Origin of the sequence: Microbulbifer sp. YPW1, from assembly GCF_013367775.1 — a bacterium.
GTDB lineage: Bacteria > Pseudomonadota > Gammaproteobacteria > Pseudomonadales > Cellvibrionaceae > Microbulbifer.
The window spans coordinates 3963209-3979757 of record NZ_CP055157.1 but is presented as its reverse complement, the minus strand read 5'-3'; the positions used below and the strand labels follow the sequence as shown (position 1 = coordinate 3979757).

Annotated in this window: 16 protein-coding genes; 14 read left to right on the top strand and 2 right to left on the bottom strand. The window is 58.2% G+C overall.

Annotated features, from left to right (window positions below; genetic code table 11):
• Window positions 1-83: 83 nt before the first annotated feature.
• Window positions 84-3287 (bottom strand): ribonuclease E, encoded by a 3204-nt coding sequence (gene rne, locus HUW35_RS16140; RefSeq protein ID WP_181253241.1) that lies wholly within the window; start codon window positions 3285-3287, stop codon window positions 84-86.
• Between the two features lie 786 nt (window positions 3288-4073).
• Here rne and rluC point away from each other — a divergent pair.
• Both rluC and HUW35_RS16130 read left to right on the top strand, forming a co-directional pair.
• On the top strand, window positions 4074-5093 hold the full coding sequence (rluC, locus tag HUW35_RS16135) for a 23S rRNA pseudouridine(955/2504/2580) synthase RluC (RefSeq protein ID WP_255463348.1): 1020 nt from the start codon (window positions 4074-4076) through the stop codon (window positions 5091-5093).
• A 54-nt stretch (window positions 5094-5147) separates the two neighbouring features.
• A complete protein-coding gene (locus HUW35_RS16130; RefSeq protein WP_181253239.1) occupies window positions 5148-5792 on the top strand; it encodes an HAD-IA family hydrolase in 645 nt (214 codons plus the stop codon).
• Between the two features lie 24 nt (window positions 5793-5816).
• Here the strand turns inward: HUW35_RS16130 and HUW35_RS16125 are convergent, their stop codons facing one another.
• Complete coding sequence (locus HUW35_RS16125; RefSeq protein ID WP_370464603.1) at window positions 5817-6485, bottom strand: nucleoside triphosphate pyrophosphatase; 669 nt, start codon at window positions 6483-6485, stop codon at window positions 5817-5819.
• A 118-nt stretch (window positions 6486-6603) separates the two neighbouring features.
• On the opposite strand from HUW35_RS16125, the gene HUW35_RS16120 reads away from it, so the two are divergent.
• The 12 genes from HUW35_RS16120 to HUW35_RS16065 all read left to right on the top strand — a co-directional run bounded on the left by HUW35_RS16120 (window position 6604) and on the right by HUW35_RS16065 (window position 16454).
• Complete coding sequence (locus HUW35_RS16120; protein WP_255463347.1) at window positions 6604-7059, top strand: YceD family protein; 456 nt, start codon at window positions 6604-6606, stop codon at window positions 7057-7059.
• Between the two features lie 79 nt (window positions 7060-7138).
• Window positions 7139-7330: a 50S ribosomal protein L32 gene (rpmF, locus tag HUW35_RS16115; RefSeq protein ID WP_078085860.1), complete on the top strand. Its 192-nt coding sequence runs from the start codon at window positions 7139-7141 to the stop codon at window positions 7328-7330.
• A 27-nt stretch (window positions 7331-7357) separates the two neighbouring features.
• Complete coding sequence (gene plsX / locus HUW35_RS16110; RefSeq protein ID WP_255463623.1) at window positions 7358-8368, top strand: phosphate acyltransferase PlsX; 1011 nt, start codon at window positions 7358-7360, stop codon at window positions 8366-8368.
• A gap of 85 nt (window positions 8369-8453) precedes the next feature.
• Complete coding sequence (gene fabD / locus HUW35_RS16105; RefSeq protein WP_181253236.1) at window positions 8454-9398, top strand: ACP S-malonyltransferase; 945 nt, start codon at window positions 8454-8456, stop codon at window positions 9396-9398.
• Window positions 9399-9492: 94 nt separating this feature from the next.
• Entirely contained in the window at window positions 9493-10248 is a 756-nt protein-coding gene (fabG, locus tag HUW35_RS16100; protein WP_078085857.1) for a 3-oxoacyl-ACP reductase FabG, read from the top strand.
• A gap of 224 nt (window positions 10249-10472) precedes the next feature.
• A complete protein-coding gene (acpP, locus tag HUW35_RS16095; RefSeq protein WP_010130751.1) occupies window positions 10473-10709 on the top strand; it encodes an acyl carrier protein in 237 nt (78 codons plus the stop codon).
• 169 nt (window positions 10710-10878) lie between these two features.
• A complete protein-coding gene (gene fabF / locus HUW35_RS16090) occupies window positions 10879-12120 on the top strand; it encodes a beta-ketoacyl-ACP synthase II (protein WP_181253235.1) in 1242 nt (413 codons plus the stop codon).
• Window positions 12121-12174: 54 nt separating this feature from the next.
• Complete coding sequence (locus tag HUW35_RS16085) at window positions 12175-13062, top strand: aminotransferase class IV (RefSeq protein WP_181253234.1); 888 nt, start codon at window positions 12175-12177, stop codon at window positions 13060-13062.
• Between the two features lie 59 nt (window positions 13063-13121).
• Window positions 13122-14234, top strand: a complete 1113-nt coding sequence (gene mltG / locus HUW35_RS16080) for an endolytic transglycosylase MltG (protein ID WP_255463346.1) — start codon at window positions 13122-13124, stop codon at window positions 14232-14234.
• 38 nt (window positions 14235-14272) lie between these two features.
• The gene (gene tmk / locus HUW35_RS16075; protein WP_181253233.1) at window positions 14273-14911 is read left to right on the top strand and encodes a dTMP kinase; all 639 of its coding nucleotides are present in this window, start codon (window positions 14273-14275) and stop codon (window positions 14909-14911) included.
• Window positions 14908-15951 (top strand): DNA polymerase III subunit delta', encoded by a 1044-nt coding sequence (locus HUW35_RS16070; RefSeq protein WP_181253232.1) that lies wholly within the window; start codon window positions 14908-14910, stop codon window positions 15949-15951. The genes tmk and HUW35_RS16070 overlap by 4 nt, the downstream gene beginning before the upstream one ends.
• A gap of 149 nt (window positions 15952-16100) precedes the next feature.
• Window positions 16101-16454, top strand: coding sequence for a PilZ domain-containing protein (locus HUW35_RS16065; RefSeq protein WP_181253231.1), 354 nt, complete (start codon window positions 16101-16103; stop codon window positions 16452-16454).
• Window positions 16455-16549: the final 95 nt, after the last annotated feature.

The following is a 16549-nucleotide window of genomic DNA, read 5'->3' as shown; positions in this document are numbered from 1 at the left end:
GTGCGCAGGCAATTTTTTTAGGAACTTCAATGAGTTAGCTGCATTTTTGAGCAGCTAACCCATCGTGTTCCAGGTCTTCCGAGTTAACTTGCCTCGGCAGAGTCAGAGCTGCTTTCGGCACTCGCGCCTGCGCTGCGCTTGACCCGGGGATCATTGGCGGGGCGCTGGAGTGGGCGAGGGCTGTGCTCGATGTTGGCCGGTTGGGCGGTATCGAGCGGGCGCATTTCACCAACTTCCGGGCGGGCAGTGACAACTTTGAAATCAACCAGAGGCTTCGGGTTGATTCGCGGGTCGTTGCTAGCGCGACCAGGTGCGCGAGTGGCCGGAGCGGCCTCTGCGCTGGGCGCTTCCGGCTCGGCGGTTTCCACCTGAGCTTCTGGCGCTTCTTCGTTGGAGGCTTCTACGCTGGTGTCTGCAACCTTGGCAGTTTCTTCGGGCTGTTCCACTTCTGCTTTGACACTAACGCTGGCAGCGGTGTCTTCTGGCGATTCTGCCAGTAGGTCGCCTGCTGCGTGGGTCTCGGGTACTTCCGCAGTGTCTTCGCGCTCAGCTTTCGCTTCCGGTGCCTTGGTGACATTGGCTTCAGCACTTGCTTCGGGTTCCGCCGGAGATTGTGCTGTCGCTGGGGCCGCCTCTGGCGCTTTCGCCTCTGCCGGTGCTTCGGCTTCCACTTCTACTTCGCGCTTCGCAGCCGGTTTCTTGGCCGCTTCCATCTCGCTGCCAGAGGTGTCTGCGGTTTTGGCCGGCTTGCTGGCTTCTTCAGTGGTGGTCGGAGTTTCTACGTCTTGCTCGGCCTTGGCGGGCGCCTCGGTACGCGGCTGTGTGCCGGCCCAGGGCTGCTCTGCTTTCGCTTCGGGTTTCGCTGCAGCCTTGGTTTCAGCCTTCGGCTCGGTCGCAGGTTTCTCGCTGCGCTGTTCTGCTTGCTGCTCAGGCTTCGCTACCGGCTTGTCTTCACGCTTGGCGCGCGGCTTGCGTTGGGGCTCCGCAGGGCGCTCATCTTTCGCGCCTGTCTCACTCTCGTTGCTCACCTCAGACTTGGCGGTTTCTTGCTGTTCGCTTGCTGCAGAGTCGTTGCCGCTGTTGTCTCCACCGCGGCGACCGCGACGACGGGGTTGTGGGCGTCCGCGCACGTTGCTTGGGCGGCGTGCGGGGCGCTGTTGGTCGTCGTCGGAACCGGATACTTCCGCTGCGTTGTCGAGATTAGTGTTTTCGACTTCTGCAGCAGTGGTCTGGGGCTCGTTGCGGCGGTCACCACCGCGACGTCTGCGGCTGCGGCGCTGGCCTTCGCGCTGTCCATCGCGATTTCCGTCACGTGCGTTGTCGCGGTTCGCTTCGCGGGCGTTTTCGCGATTTTCGCTACGACGATCTTTGCCTTCGCTGTCGTCGCGCTGCTTGTCGCCGCGCTTGGAGCGGGTGTCGTCCTTGCGTTCATCGCTGCGCTGGTCGTCGCGGCGATTGCCGCGATTTCCGCGACCGCGTCCACGGCCGCCGCGCTGGTTGCGATTTCGCTGCTGGTAGTTCTTGCCGCGACCGCTGGACTTCTTGTGCTTCTTGTCGGATTTCTCCTCTTCCTCACTGCTAAACAGGGCGGAGATAGCACTGATCAGGCGGCTGAACAGCCCGGGCTTCTCTTCCTGCTTCTCCTTGGCCTTAGCCTTGGGCTTGGCTGTCGGAGTGGGGGCGGGCGCGGAATGAGCGATCTGCTGGACAGCCGGTTGTGCCGGTGCGCGCAGCGGTTCGTCTTCCTTGTCTTTCTCCGCTACCTCTTCAATGGTGCCGGAGATTTTGTAGGAGGTTTCCAGGGTAGTTGAGTCGTCGTCGCGCAGGCGCTGAACTTCGAAGTGCGGGGTTTCCAGATCGGCGTTGGGCACAACCACCACGCGGGTGTTGTTGCGCGCTTCGATATTGGAAATGGCCTTGCGCTTTTCGTTGAGCAGGTAGGTCGCCACGTTCACTGGTGTGATGGCGCGGATTTCTGCACTGCGTTCTTTCTTCGCTTCTTCTTCCACCAGGCGCAGGATGGAAAGGGCCAGAGACTTGGTGCCGCGGATGGTGCCCTGGCCGCTACAGCGGGGACACACGCGGAAAGTCGTTTCACCCAGGGATGGGCGCAGGCGCTGGCGGGACATTTCCAGCAGGCCAAAGCGGGAGATCCGGCCTACCTGTACACGGGCGCGGTCCATACCCAAGGCTTTCTCCATGCGCTTTTCAACTTCGCGCTGGGAGGATTTGCTCTGCATGTCGATGAAGTCGATAACCACCAGGCCACCCATGTCGCGCAGGCGCAGCTGACGGGCGATCTCATCTGCAGCTTCCAGGTTAATGGTACGCGCAGTCTCCTCGATATCGCCGCCCTTGGTAGCGCGGGAGGAGTTGATGTCGATGGAGACCAGGGCTTCGGTTACGTCGATAACGATGGAGCCACCGGAGGGCAGCTTTACTTCGCGCTCGAATGCGGTCTCGATCTGGCTCTCAATCTGGTAGCGATTGAACAGCGGGATATTGTCGTCGTAGAACTTCACCTTGTTGGCGTAGTTCGGCATGACCTGGCGGGCAAACTCTGCCGCGAGCTGGTAAGCGCCATTCTCGTCGACAATGACTTCACCGATGTCGTCACGCATATAGTCGCGAATTGCGCGAATAATCACGTTGCTTTCCTGGAACAGGAAATGGGGCGCTTTGGAGTCGTCCGCTTCCTTTTTGATGGCGTCCCAGAGTTGCAGCAGGTAGTTGAGGTCCCACTGCAGTTCTTCACCGCTGCGGCCAACACCGGCGGTGCGCACAATGATGCCCATGCCGGAAGGGACTTCGACGCTGGACAGCGCGTCGCGGAGGTCGCTGCGCTCATCACCCTCGATGCGACGGGAGATACCGCCTGCACGCGGGTTGTTCGGCATCAGTACCAGGTAGCGGCCTGCAAGGCTGATAAAGGTGGTCAGGGCGGCACCCTTGTTGCCACGCTCTTCTTTATCGACCTGAACGATAACTTCCATGCCCTCTTTGACGACATCCTTGATTTTGATGCGACCATCGATGTCTTTGGGCTGTTTGAGGAAGTATTCGCGTGAAATTTCTTTCAGGGGCAGGAAGCCGTGGCGCTCAGCACCGTAATCGACAAAGGCGGCTTCGAGGGAGGGTTCTACGCGGGTGATTTTGCCCTTGTAGATATTGGCTTTTTTCTGTTCGCGGGTGCGATTTTCGATATCCAGGTCGTACAGCCATTGGCCGTCGACCAGTGCAACGCGCAGCTCTTCCGGCTGGGTTGCGTTGATCAGCATTCTCTTCATGCGTTCGTCTTTTCCTTGCGTTGTGCGAAGGTAAAAACGCCGCTGAAGCTCGCAGGCATTGGTTTACACGGGGTGAGAGGAGGGCGCGGCCCTGCAATTACCACCGTGCTATACGCACTCTCCGCGGGGGCGCCAGTCAGGGGCACCTGCGGTGTGCATACTGTATTAACTCTGAATACCGGTCTCGTTCGGGTATTCGTTTCCTGCCAGGCCGGCTCCGCATATTTCCCGGGCGGGTCCTGACTGCAGCCCGTTTTCAGGCTGCATGGGTCACATCTTCTCTAGGCTCCGGGGCCGGCTCGTGGCTGGGCCCTTTGGTCGTCTCTAGTAGTAACCGGCGGTGCGGGAGTGCCATTTTGCATCACCTGCAGAGGCCGGGGGCCAGTTCGGTCGCTGGCGTCAATCGCGGAGCGAGATGTGACAGATTAGAGTCTGTTCCAAGCGCTGCGGGCGTCAGCCCGTCTTACCTTCGCAAAAATCCCGTTGTAACGGGGTCGTGTCGGCGAGAGCTTCGGGAGGGCCTCTGTGGCCTGAATCCCTGAGCACCATCTTGCGACGCACCCTTGAAGAGTCTCGCCGACGGAGTTTTGTTGATAACGCGGCATTGCGCGCACCGGCCCGATTGACGGTATTTTCTCAAGAGCGGCACCTGAGTTTTTATATAGCAGAAAAACCGTGCGCCGCCGAAAACCAGCCCAATTCAGACCGGCCGAATATACCACGGTGTGGTTGGGCCATCAATTGCAGTGCTTCAAATGGCTGGGGGTTGCCGCTATGATGCGCCCCATGCGAAGTAACCCCCCAAAATCCAGTAAGACACCCCGTTCGGCCGAATCTGTCGGCGACACTGATGACCGCCCGTCCGGCACCACCGGAAAAGGCGTCCAGTTCCTCACTGTGCCAGAAGAGTTGGCCGGTCAGCGGATCGATAATTTCCTGCAGGCGCGCCTCAAGGGTGTGCCCCGTTCACGCGTCTATCGGATCCTGCGCAAGGGAGAGGTGCGGGTCAATAAGGGGCGGGTGAAGGCGGAATATCGCCTGAAGGCAGGGGATCAGGTTCGCGTGCCGCCGATCCGTGTATCCGAAGGTACAGAGCCCGCTGTGGCCGGCGAGTCCCTGCGGCGCACGCTTGAGGCCGCCATACTGTATGACAATGGCGGTCTACTGGTGGTGAACAAGCCTGCCGGGTTGGCGGTGCATGGCGGTAGTGGTGTGCGGCTCGGGTTGATTGAAGCTTTGCGTCAGATGTACCCGAAGAGCCCGTTTATGGAGCTGGTGCACCGGCTGGACCGGGATACCAGTGGCGCCATCCTTGTGGCGCGCAAGCGTTCGGTGTTGTTGCATGTGCAGTCAGAGCTGCGCGCTGGAAAGCTTGGTAAATCCTATCTGGCGCTGGCGGCGGGCAAGTGGCCCCGGGGTTACAAGCTGGTGGAGGCGCCGCTCAAGAAGAATACACTGAAAAGCGGTGAGCGGATGGTGGTCGTGGATGGTGATGGCAAGCCGTCGACCACACGGTTTCAGGTCGAAGAGCGCTTTCCGGGTGCGACCTTGATGGCAGCGGAGCCGGTTACCGGGCGCACCCATCAGATTCGGGTGCATGCACAGTTTGTCGGGTGCCCCCTGGCGGGTGATGTGAAGTACGCCTCCGACGAAATCAATAATGCCTTTCGCGAGCAGGGGCTGAAGCGCTTGTTTCTGCATTCAGCGGGCGTTCGCTGCACTTTGCCGGATGGCACCAGGGTCGATGTGCGGGCGCCTTTGCCGCCGGAGCTTGCGTCGGTTTTGGAGAATCTTCGGCGCAGCTAATTGCCTGATCTAGTGTGAATTCTGAATCGCGGTATATATAGAGGGGGTGGGCTGATGCTGGTGATTCTCGACTGGGATGGCACCGTGTGTAACTCCGAAGCGCGTATCGTTTCCTGTATGCAGCGTGCCTCGGACAGGGTGGGGCTGCCAGTGCTCGAGCCTGCGGCAATTGGCAACATTATTGGCCTGGGGCTTCCCGAGGCGATCTCCGCTCTTTTCCCTGAGGCTCACAGTGAGCAGCGCGACCGCTTGCGCGCCTGCTACGCAGAGGAGTGGCTGGCGGCGAGGGTAGAGCCGGTGGCTCTATTTGATGGTGTGCTGGCGACGCTCGACCACTTGCTGGGCGCGGGGCACACCCTGGCGGTGGCAACAGGCAAGAGTCGCCGAGGTCTCAACCGGGAGTTTGAGGAGCACGGTATTGGCCATTTGTTTGCGGCCAGTCGCTGTGCTGACGAGACCGCATCCAAGCCGGATCCGCGCATGTTGAGTGAGCTCCTTGCGGAGACAAGTTGTGATGTGCGCGATGCCGTCATGGTGGGGGATACGGAATACGATCTGCGTATGGCCTCGGCGATCAATATGGCATCGATTGGCGTCAGCTATGGCGTGCACAGTCGGGAGCGGCTGGACGAATGTCGTCCGCATCAGATTATTGACCATTTTGCCGAGCTGCTTGAGTGGCCTCCGCTCGTGGCATAGCTGAAAGAGGCCGTTTTTTTGTATTCAGGCGCCTTTCAGCGGGTCTATTCCGAATTGCTTGAGGAGATTGATTAGTCGAATTAATGGGAGACCAATCAGGGTGTTGATGTCGTTTCCTTCCATTTTTTCGAACAATGCGATTCCCAACCCTTCGACTTTGAATGACCCGGCGCAATCCAGGGGTTGCTCCAGGTCGACATAGCGTTCGATTTCGTGGCGCTCAAGATCGCGAAAGTAAACCGTGAACGTCTCGCACGCTGTGGTGTGTTTTCCGCTGTTGCTGTCCAGAACGCACAGTCCAGTGTGGAAGGTGACTGGTTTTCCGGAGCACAGCCGAAGCTGCGCGACCGCATTCTGCGATGTGCCGGGCTTTCCGAGCTGTCGGCCGTTACATTCAGCCACCTGGTCGGATCCTATGATGATGGCGTCCGGGAATTGTTCGCTCAGGGCCCCGGCTTTCTCCCTGGCAAGGCGGCTCGCCAGTGCTGGTGCTGTCTCGTTTGGTAATGCTTCTTCATTTATATGGGGGCTCGCGCTGTCGAAAGGCAAATGCAGCTTTTGAAGAAGGGTGCGGCGATAGGGGGAGCTGGACGCTAGAATCAGTCGGCGCATGGTGTCGGGCTTCCTGGTCTGGGAGTAATGCTGCTGGGCATTGGGGTCGGTGATCATGCGGTGGATGAATTGTTTTGACAAGGCTCTGGTGAGTCCATAGAATTGCGCGCTTATGTCGATACCCCCCCAGAAATCCGCGCTTCCGCGCCGCATTGATGCACGAAAATTAGTGCAGCGTGAGCAGCATTTGGACGGAATTGTGCCATCAGGCGATCTTGCACGGCTGGTGTCGTCTACGGAGTCAGTAATTGGTGATGTGGCGGTGAACCTGGCTTTTGCCAGAGATCTGCAGCGGAACCAGGTGGCTACGGGGCATCTCCAGTTGGAGGTTGAGCTGTTGTGTCAGCGCTGCCTGCAACCGGTGAGGGAGGAGATTGAGGCCGACATTGCCTGGGGCTTTGTCTGGTCGGAAGAGCAGGGCAAGTCATTGCCCAAAACGCTCGACCCTGTGATACAGGACGGCGATGAGCTGGACCTGTATCAGGTATTGGAAGATGAGATTTTGCTCAACCTGCCAATGGTGGCTTTTCACGAAGAGGAGTGTGTCTCTCAAGACGCGTTTCGCAGTGGTGGAGAGAAGCCGGATGCGGGAGAGCAACATGAAAACCCCTTTAAAGTACTGGAACAGTTGAAGGGTTCGTCAAACAAGTCTTGAGAGTTGTTTGAAGGGTTTGGGCTCGCCGGTAGGCGCCCCGGTTCCGGTGTTAACTGTTAGTTATGTTTAGGAGCACCAAATGGCTGTTCAGCAGAACAAAAAAACCCGTTCCCGTCGCGGCATGCGTCGCTCTCACGATGCGCTGGGTGGACCGACTCTGTCCGTTGACCCGACCACCGGTGAGAAGCACCACCGTCACCACGTGACCAAAGACGGTTTTTACCGTGGTCGCAAAGTGATCGATGTCGGCACCTCTTCCGAAGAAGAGTAAGCTTTGTCCAGCCAATTGCGATTGGCCGTGGATGCGATGGGCGGGGACTTAGGTCCCCGCTCTGTCGTTCCGGCTTGCTCAAGATTTCTCATCCGCTATCCCAAGGCAGAACTTAAGCTGTTCGGCCCCCGTTCCCAGCTGCAATCCCTTCTCATAAAAGAACCCCCTTCAGTGCGTGAGCGCCTTAAGGTGGTCGACTGTGCCCAGGTTATTACCCAGGGATGCAACCCTGTGCAGGCGTTGCGACGCAAGCGCGAGTCATCCATGGCGCGGGCGCTGCAGGCCGTTGCCGACGGGCAGTGTTCGGCCATGGTCACCTCTGGCAATACCGGAGCGCTGCTTGCGCTCGGCCGCAGCATCCTGGGCACGGTTGAAGGCGTGCGTCGCCCGGCGCTGGGGAAGTCCCTGCCTACCGCAGACGGTACCTGTTTCCTGTTGGATCTCGGGGCGAACATCGATTGCACTGCGGAAGATCTCGCCCAGTTCGCGCGTATGGGGCTGGAGGCACAGCGGGTATTTTCCGACAAGCCAGATCTTGCCGTGGCGCTGCTGAACATCGGTGCGGAGGAGCACAAGGGTACCGAAGAGATTCGGCGCGCCGGTGCAATCCTGCAGGCGGACCCTTCCATTAATTACGTGGGTTTCGTCGAGGGGCACGATATTTTTACCGGTGTGGTGGATGTCGTTGTGTGCAATGGCCTTATGGGAAATGTGGCCATGAAGGCCGCCGAGGGCGTGATCCGACTGATAGGTCAAAAGACCTTCACCATTGATAAAAAGGCGCCGATAAAGCGGTTTTTTGGCCAATTAGCCATAAATCTGTTGCGAAAATGGCGCGCACAGCTAGAGCCCGGTCGCTATAATGGCGCCAGCTTTTTGGGGCTCGAAGGCAATGTCATCAAGAGTCACGGTGGCGCCAGCAGCGAGGCATTTTACCGCGCTATGCTGACCGCCAAAGAATGTGCCGAGTCGGGTCTGGCGCAGCAGATTGGTAGCGCAATGGCGCTACAGGCGCAGCGACAGACGGGGTGTGATTAAGCGGCCCCGCATTCTGCTTGTGGTCTGAGACGTCCGGTCGAGCCCCATCATCCAAGGCTTCACTCATTTGGTTAAAGGATGTTCCATGACCAACCCAGTTTTGGCGTTTGTATTTCCCGGCCAGGGCTCCCAGCAGATTGGTATGCTGGCGGAAGCTGCTGAGGCATTCCCGGAGATCAGCGCGACCTTTTCCGAAGCTTCCTCCGTTCTAGGTTACGACCTGTGGGATCTGTGCCAGAACGGCGCCCAGGAAGATATCAATCTCACCGAAAGAACCCAGCCTCTGCTGCTGTCTGCCAGCGTTGCGCTGTATCGCGCCTGGCTGAGCCAGGGCGGCGTAGTGCCAGCTCGAATGGCAGGTCACAGTCTGGGCGAATGGTCCGCGCTGGTATGCGCGGGTGTTCTGGCTTTTGAAGATGCTGTGCGCCTGGTGCGTGAACGCGGTCGTCTCATGCAAGAAGCTGTGCCGGCGGGCGAGGGCGCCATGGCCGCGGTGATCGGCCTGGATGACGATGCGGTTGAGTCCGCCTGCAGTAGTGCTGCGGAAGGCGGCGTTGTTGCTGCAGTCAATTACAATTCGCCGGGACAGGTTGTAATCGCCGGTGGCGCTGCTGCGGTAGAGCGCGCGATCGAAGCCTGTAAAGCTGCCGGAGCCAAGCGTGCGCTGCCGCTGCCGGTGAGCGCACCTTTCCATACAGAGCTGATGCGTCCGGCCGCCGAAAAACTGGCTCCGCAAATCGAGTCGACCGTTTTCCATGCGCCGGAAATCCCCGTAATCCACAATGTGCATGCCAAGCCTGAATCTGATCCCGGGGCGATCAAGGCATTGATGGTCGAGCAGATTTATAGCCCGGTTCGCTGGACGTCCTGTGTCCAGGCGATGGCAGCTGCGGGTACTGAGCAGTTGGTCGAGTGTGGGCCGGGCAAGGTACTGGCTGGGCTGGCCAAGCGCATAGATCGCGGCCTGACTGCGCACAATATCGAAACGCCGGCGCAGATGTCGGAAGCCGTTAAATCCACCGCACAATAACTAACGCGATGCCCATTGGCTGCAAACGCAGCCAGGCCTTGCGGGTGGCTGCAAGGTCCGCAAAATGGCTTCGCAAAAGGGTTTGTAAAAAATTATGACTATTTCAACTTCTCTCGAAGGCAAGGTGGCGTTGGTCACTGGCGCCAGTCGCGGTATTGGCGCTGCTATCGCCGATTTGCTTGGTGCTCAGGGTGCTATCGTCATTGGTACCGCAACCAGTGCCGGCGGCGCTGAAAAAATTTCTGCACGTTTTGCCGAAAAGGGACTCAAAGGAGCTGGCAAAGAGCTGGATGTAACCAGCCCGGAAAGTATTGCTGCAGTGCTCGAGTCAGTTAAAGCGGAATTTGGTGCGCCAACCATTCTTGTCAACAATGCGGGCATCACCCAGGACAACCTGCTGATGCGTATGAAAGATGAGGAGTGGGATTCGGTTCTGAATACCAATCTCACCGCCGTATATCGTGTCAGCAAGAGCTGTCTGCGCGATATGACCAAGGCGCGTTGGGGTCGAATCATCAATATCAGCTCCGTGGTTGGCAGTATGGGCAATGCAGGCCAGAGCAACTACGCTGCAACCAAGGCCGGGGTAGGCGGTTTTGCCCGCGCACTGGCGGCGGAAGTTGGTTCCCGGGGTATCACGGTGAATACCGTGGCTCCAGGCTTTATCGATACTGACATGACCAAAGTGTTGCCGGACGCACAGCGTGAAGCCTTGATGGGCAAGATCCCTCTGGGCCGTCTCGGTGCACCGGAAGAGATTGCCTCCGTTGTCGCATTTTTAGCCAGTGATGCTGGCGGTTATGTGACCGGTGAGACCATTCACGTGAATGGCGGCATGTATATGGGCTGATTTTCTTTCGAGAAAATCGCCATAAGTGATTGATTGGTAAAGAAAAATTTATCATTCAACGGTTGTGGGGAGGCGGTGCATTACATCCCGAAAAAATCAGGGTACAATGCCGCCTCGCATTAACCATAAGCTGTGTTAGCCGGTTACTGATACACCACATTAAGTGGCTAATTTTTAAGTAGTGACCAAAACAGATTTTTATCCACTAGGAGTTAAATTGAATCATGAGCAGCATTGAAGAGCGCGTAAAAAAGATCGTTGCTGAACAACTGGGCGTGAAGGAAGAAGATGTAAAACCTGAAGCATCCTTTGTTGAAGATCTGGGCGCTGACTCCCTCGACACAGTTGAGCTGGTAATGGCTTTGGAAGAGGAATTCGAAACCGAAATTCCGGACGAAGAAGCAGAGAAGATCACCACTGTTCAGCTGGCCATCGATTACATCAACCAGAACCTCGGTTGAGTCCTGCTGGATAGCTTAAGTAAGGGGTAAGTGATACCCGTTACTGTAGTATTGCGAGAGCCGTTCTATGTTGCATAGCGCGGCTCTCCGTCTATTTGAACCTTGTGAAAACGACCGGCAACATAAGTATAGTTCCCGGCGTGTATGATTGATTTCGGGGGAGGCGCAAGTGTCGCGTAGAAGAGTCGTTATTACCGGAATGGGCACAGTCAGCCCGCTGGGCAATACTCTGGAAGATACCTGGTCTGCTTTGCTGGCAGGAACCAGTGGCGTTGTGCCAATCGATTCGTTTGATGTTTCTGCTTTCAGCACTCGGTTTGCTGCAACGGTAAAGAATTTTGACCCCGAACCACATGTTGCGCAGAAAGAAGCGCGCAAGATGGATATGTTTCTCCAGTACGGTCTCAGTGCGGGAGTGCAGGCGGTAGAAGACAGTGGCCTCGAGGTGACAGACTCCAATGCGCCGCGCATTGGTGCCTGTATCGGTTCCGGCATGGGCGGGATTGCCGCGATTGAAAATAACGCGATGCTGATCGCGGAAAAGGGCCCCCGTCGGGTCTCTCCATTTTTTGTTCCGGGTGCCATCATCAACATGGTTTCCGGGAACCTCTCCATCAAGTACGGCATGAAAGGTCCAAACCTTTCGACGACCACTGCGTGTACCACAGGTACCCACGCGATTGGTTTGGGTATGCGCACTATTCAATACGGCGATGCCGACGTGATGGTATGTGGCGGTGCCGAGATGGTAACCACGCCAGTCGGTCTGGGTGGCTTCTGTGCGGCGCGTGCACTTTCGACCCGCAACGATGATCCGCAACACGCCAGTCGTCCGTGGGATAAAGACCGCGACGGCTTTGTCCTGGGTGAGGGTGCGGGTGTTCTGGTGCTCGAGGAGTATGAACACGCCAAGGCACGCGGAGCCAAAATCTACGGCGAGCTGAGCGGTTTTGGTATGAGTGGCGATGCCCACCATATGACTTCTCCGCCGGAAGATGGCGCCGGTGCTGCGCTGTCCATGGCCAATGCGCTGAAAGATGCGGGGCTTGAGCCGTCGGCGATCCAGTACATCAATGCCCACGGCACTTCCACGCCGCTGGGTGATAAAGCCGAGATTGCTGCGGTGCGGTCCGTATTTGACGGTAACCTGGATAACATTGCGGTGAGCTCCACCAAGTCCATGACCGGACACCTGCTGGGTGCTGCCGGTGCGATCGAGGCCATTTTCTCGGTCATGTCCCTGTGTGACCAGGTAGCGCCGCCCACCGTTAATCTCGACAACGTGGACGAGAGTTGTGGTGGAATTAACCTGGTGCCGCACAAGGCGCAGGAAATGAAAATCGATGCGGTGCTGTCCAACTCGTTCGGCTTCGGCGGTACGAACGGCTCGCTGATTTTCCAGCGCATTTAATCCTTTAGAGGGTGCCGGCCTGCTGCAAATGCAGGCCGGCACCGGCATCTAACAGTGATCTCCCCCAGCCCATTTTTCTATTCCGATGCCGGGACGCTGGATAGCGTACCCGACGACGGAGAATTTTCCGTGGGCGTGCTCGAGACCATGCGCGCCCGCGGCGGCGCCATTCCTCTGCTGCCTGGCCATATGGCCAGGCTTGCGCGCTCTGCGTCCCCTGGCTCGGCCGTACTGCAGCATGTCGAGTCGGCGGCGACCCTGATTGCCGAGCGCACCGCAAACTGGGCGCAGGGCGCTCGCGTGCGTCTTCGCTATGGCTTGCTGCATGGCGAGAGCGTATGGGATTTTTCGGTGGTACCTCTTGAGCCAAATTCCCCCTGGCAACACGGTGTGTCGCTGTCTCTGTGCGAGACCCGTGTAACCCCGGAAGCGTCAATCTCTCCATTTCCATCTGAAGCCATGGATCAATCTGCGGAAACGAGACAGGGGTTGGCGCGAAAAGCCGCGCTTGGCTGTAAGTTACTGAAACGGGATATTTACACCCGCGCTGAAGCAGAGCTCGAGCAGCATGTCGCTGGTCTGGAGCCCGGGCTTTTCCACGAGGGGGTGCTTCTGGATGCTCAGGGTAGAGTCATTGAAGGGCTGCGCAGTAATCTGTTGGTTTACAGGGGTGGCCGCTGGACGACCCCCAGTCTGCGCAATTGTGGCGTGCGGGGTGTGATGCTCGACTGGCTGGCGGCAAGGGTCGAAATCAGCGAAGATGATCTGCTTATCCCGGATCTTGAACAGGCCGAAGAGTTGGCTGTCTGTAATGCAGTTCGGGGTGTGGTTCCCGTGATACAGCTCATGCTGGATAGCTCCGGCGAAGACGGCGCGCGTACGCTGGTTCCGGGCTCAGCAGTTGCTGCCTTGCAGGCATTGGTTGCAACAGAGCTGCATTAACGCGCACTCGATTCGAATTCAACATCCACCGCATTAGTTAACGGGTTGTGGTAAAAAACGTGGCGAAAAAAAACGGCAAGTCCGCGAATAACAAAGTAGCTAAACAAAAGTCTGCTGAGCGCAGTCGCGCCGGCCAATGGCTGCGCGGCTTCCTGTTTCTGTTTGTGCTCGGCGTGGCGGCGGGTGGCTTTGCATTGTGGTCTGCACAGAATGCGCTGGTAAAGCCCCTCGACGTTCCGGTGGACGGTCTGCGCATGGATGTTGAAAGCGGCAGTAACCTTTCCCGTGTTCTGTTGCGCCTCGAATCCGATGGTGTGTTGCGGTCTGCTTTGTGGGCGCGAATTTATGCGCGGCTGAATGATCAGAGCAGTATTCATCCGGGCGAATATATGATTCCTGCGGGTAGCAATGCGATGGATTTGGTCGGCAGGCTGAACCGCGGCGATGTGACCCGTTATCGGGTCACCCTGGTAGAGGGCTGGACGTTTAAGCAGGCCCTTACCCAGATTAGAAATTCCAACAAGGTTCGCCACACCGAGGCTGGAGAGTCCGTGCAAGCTGCGGCCCAGGCCCTCGGTATCGAAGGGAATCCGGAGGGGCGTATTTTTCCGGATACTTACGTGTATCGCTCCGGCGCATCCGATCTTGACCTGTTGCGGCAGTCTTTCGAGCGCATGAATGCTGTGCTCGAAGAGGAGTGGCAGCAACGCTCGGAAGATCTTCCGTACAGTGACCCCTATGAGGCGCTGATCATGGCCTCCATTGTCGAAAAAGAAACCGGCGTGCCGTGGGAGCGCGATGAAATCGCGGGCGTCTTTGTGCGGCGCCTGGGTCGAGGGATGCGTCTGCAAACGGACCCGACGGTGATCTACGGAATGGGGGATGAATACGATGGCAATTTGCGCCGTGCGGATTTGCGCAACGCTACCCCATACAACACTTATGTGATCGGTGGTATGCCGCCGACGCCCATCGCACTGCCGGGACGAGAAGCCATTCATGCGGCGCTGCATCCGAAGGATGGGAATACGCTGTACTTTGTTGCCAAAGGGGATGGGTCCCATCACTTTTCCTCGACACTCAACGAGCACAATCGCGCGGTCCGCCAATACCAGCTGCAGCGTCGATCGGATTACCGCTCCAGTCCGGTAAAAAGCAAAGAAGACAATTAACAAATCGGTTGGCGCTTTGTCGAACCAGTAGAGAATTCATGTCAGATCAATCTAAAGGCAAGTTCATCACTCTCGAAGGGGGGGAGGGGGTCGGTAAATCAACCAATCTCCGGTTTATTACCCAGTGGCTGGAGAGCAGGGGGATTGATTTCGTCCAGACCCGCGAGCCCGGCGGTACCCCGCTGGCAGAGCAGTTGCGCACGCTGTTGCTTGAAAAGCGCGATGAGTCTGTCGACCCCACTGCTGAACTTCTGATGGTGTTTGCGGCGCGTGCGCAACACCTCAGCCAGGTGATCAAACCGGCACTGGCGAGAGGGAAATGGGTGGTCTGTGACCGCTTTACCGATGCCACCTACGCCTATCAGGGCGGCGGTCGGGGGCTTGACCGGGCATTGATCGCTCAGCTTGAACAAACCGTGCAGGGCGCGCTACGACCCGATCGGGTATTGCTGCTGGACCTGGACCCGGAAATCGGCCTGCAGCGTGCGGCCACCACCGGGGAAGCGGATCGCTTTGAAAGTGAGCAATCGGCCTTTTTCAGCAAGGTGCGGGCCGCGTACCGGGAGCGGGCGAACGCTGCGCCGGAGCGCTATGCGCTGATTGACGCGTCGCAGTCGCTGCCGGAAGTTCAGGCGCACCTGGCGCGAGAGCTGGAACTGATTGCGGGAGCACAATGAGCAAGGCACCTGAAAAGCCCGAAGCAACCGCGGCAGCGCAGCCGCCGATTCCATCGCCGCTACCCTGGCAGGCCTCGCAATGGCAGCGCCTGGGGGCGCAGTGGACCGCGGGCCGTTGTCCGCATGCACTGCTGGTCAGCGGGCAGCGAGGATTGGGCAAGCGTCGTTTTGCCGATGCGTTTGCCGCGCTTTTACTGTGCGACCAGCCTCGTCACGGCCTCGCCTGTGGCGAGTGCCGCGGATGCAACCTTAGGGTGGCGGGATCACACCCGGATTTTATTCGCGTGGTGCCCGAGAAAGAGGGCGGCCCGTTGAAAGTGGAGCAGGTCCGCGAGCTGGGCGAATTTGTCGGCCGCACCAGCGCCCGGGAAGGTGTGCGGGTAGTGTGGCTGGCACCGGCAGAGGCCATGAATATCAATGCGGCCAATGCACTGCTGAAGAATCTCGAAGAGCCCTCGGCATCGGTCATCTTTCTGCTGATCACGGATAACCCGTCCGGCCTGTTGCCGACCATCCGCAGTCGCTGCCAGACCATCGCTTTCCCGGTCCCTCCGCAGCAATCGGCACTGCGCTGGTTGAGCGATAGTGGCGTCGAAGGCGATATGGCGTCGAGCGCGCTGGTGCTTGCTGGCGGTGCACCACTGCTGGCTGTGAATCTGATGGAGCCCGAAGCGAAGGAGATTCGCGATCAGTTTCTGGCAGATCTCACTGCCCTCACGCGCGGGGATGAGAATCCGGTAACCCTGGCGGGGCGCTGGGAATCCCCCGGAGAGGGTGCCGATCTGAATATGCTGCTCCAGTTCTGGCAGAGCTGGCTCGGCCAGATGCTGAAGGCGCGCACCACGGATCAGGCGGTAGATGCGCCAATCATGGCGTTGTTACAACGGCTGCCCGGGTCTGGACCGGAAAGCCAGCGTCCGCTGTTTGGCTTCTACGATCAGCTGCTCAAAGCCCGTGGGCTGGTCACTGGCAACAGCAACCCCAACAAACGGTTGCTGATGGAGGAGCTGCTGATCCGCTGGTCCGCACTGTTTCGCTGACAGTAGACAGGGCGCGCAGTGGCGCGGTAAGTTACCGGGTTGATACTTGCGCAAATGCGGCAAGCTGTTTTGCACGCTATTTGCACAAATAATCGACGACACATCGTTAAATCAGAACAATAACCGGTTATTCGGGAACGGGGTTGAGTATGAAAGGTATGGGGGGCGGAGCCCGCAACGGTATCCTGTCACTGAAGATTCAGGACAAGTCCGTGCTTTATGCGGCCTATATGCCGTTCGTCAAGAATGGCGGCCTGTTCATCAATACTGATAAGAGTTACAGCCTCGGCGACGAGGTTTTCCTGCTCCTTAGCCTGATGGACGAACCGGAGAAGCTGCCCGTTGCTGGAAAGGTAGTCTGGATTACTCCCGGTGGTGCCCAGGGCAACCGTACGCCGGGTATCGGCATCCAGTTCAGTGACAAAGAGAATACCGCGCAGAGTAAGATAGAAACGCTGCTGGCGGGCTCCCTCGAATCCAGCCGCCCGACCCATACCCTTTAATCCTGCATCGCCGATCCTTCCCGATCCCGCCGGGCCCGGCGCCAAACCGCGCGCATCGGGCCCTCAATCTGTATAATTCCCCGCTTCGTTCTTCT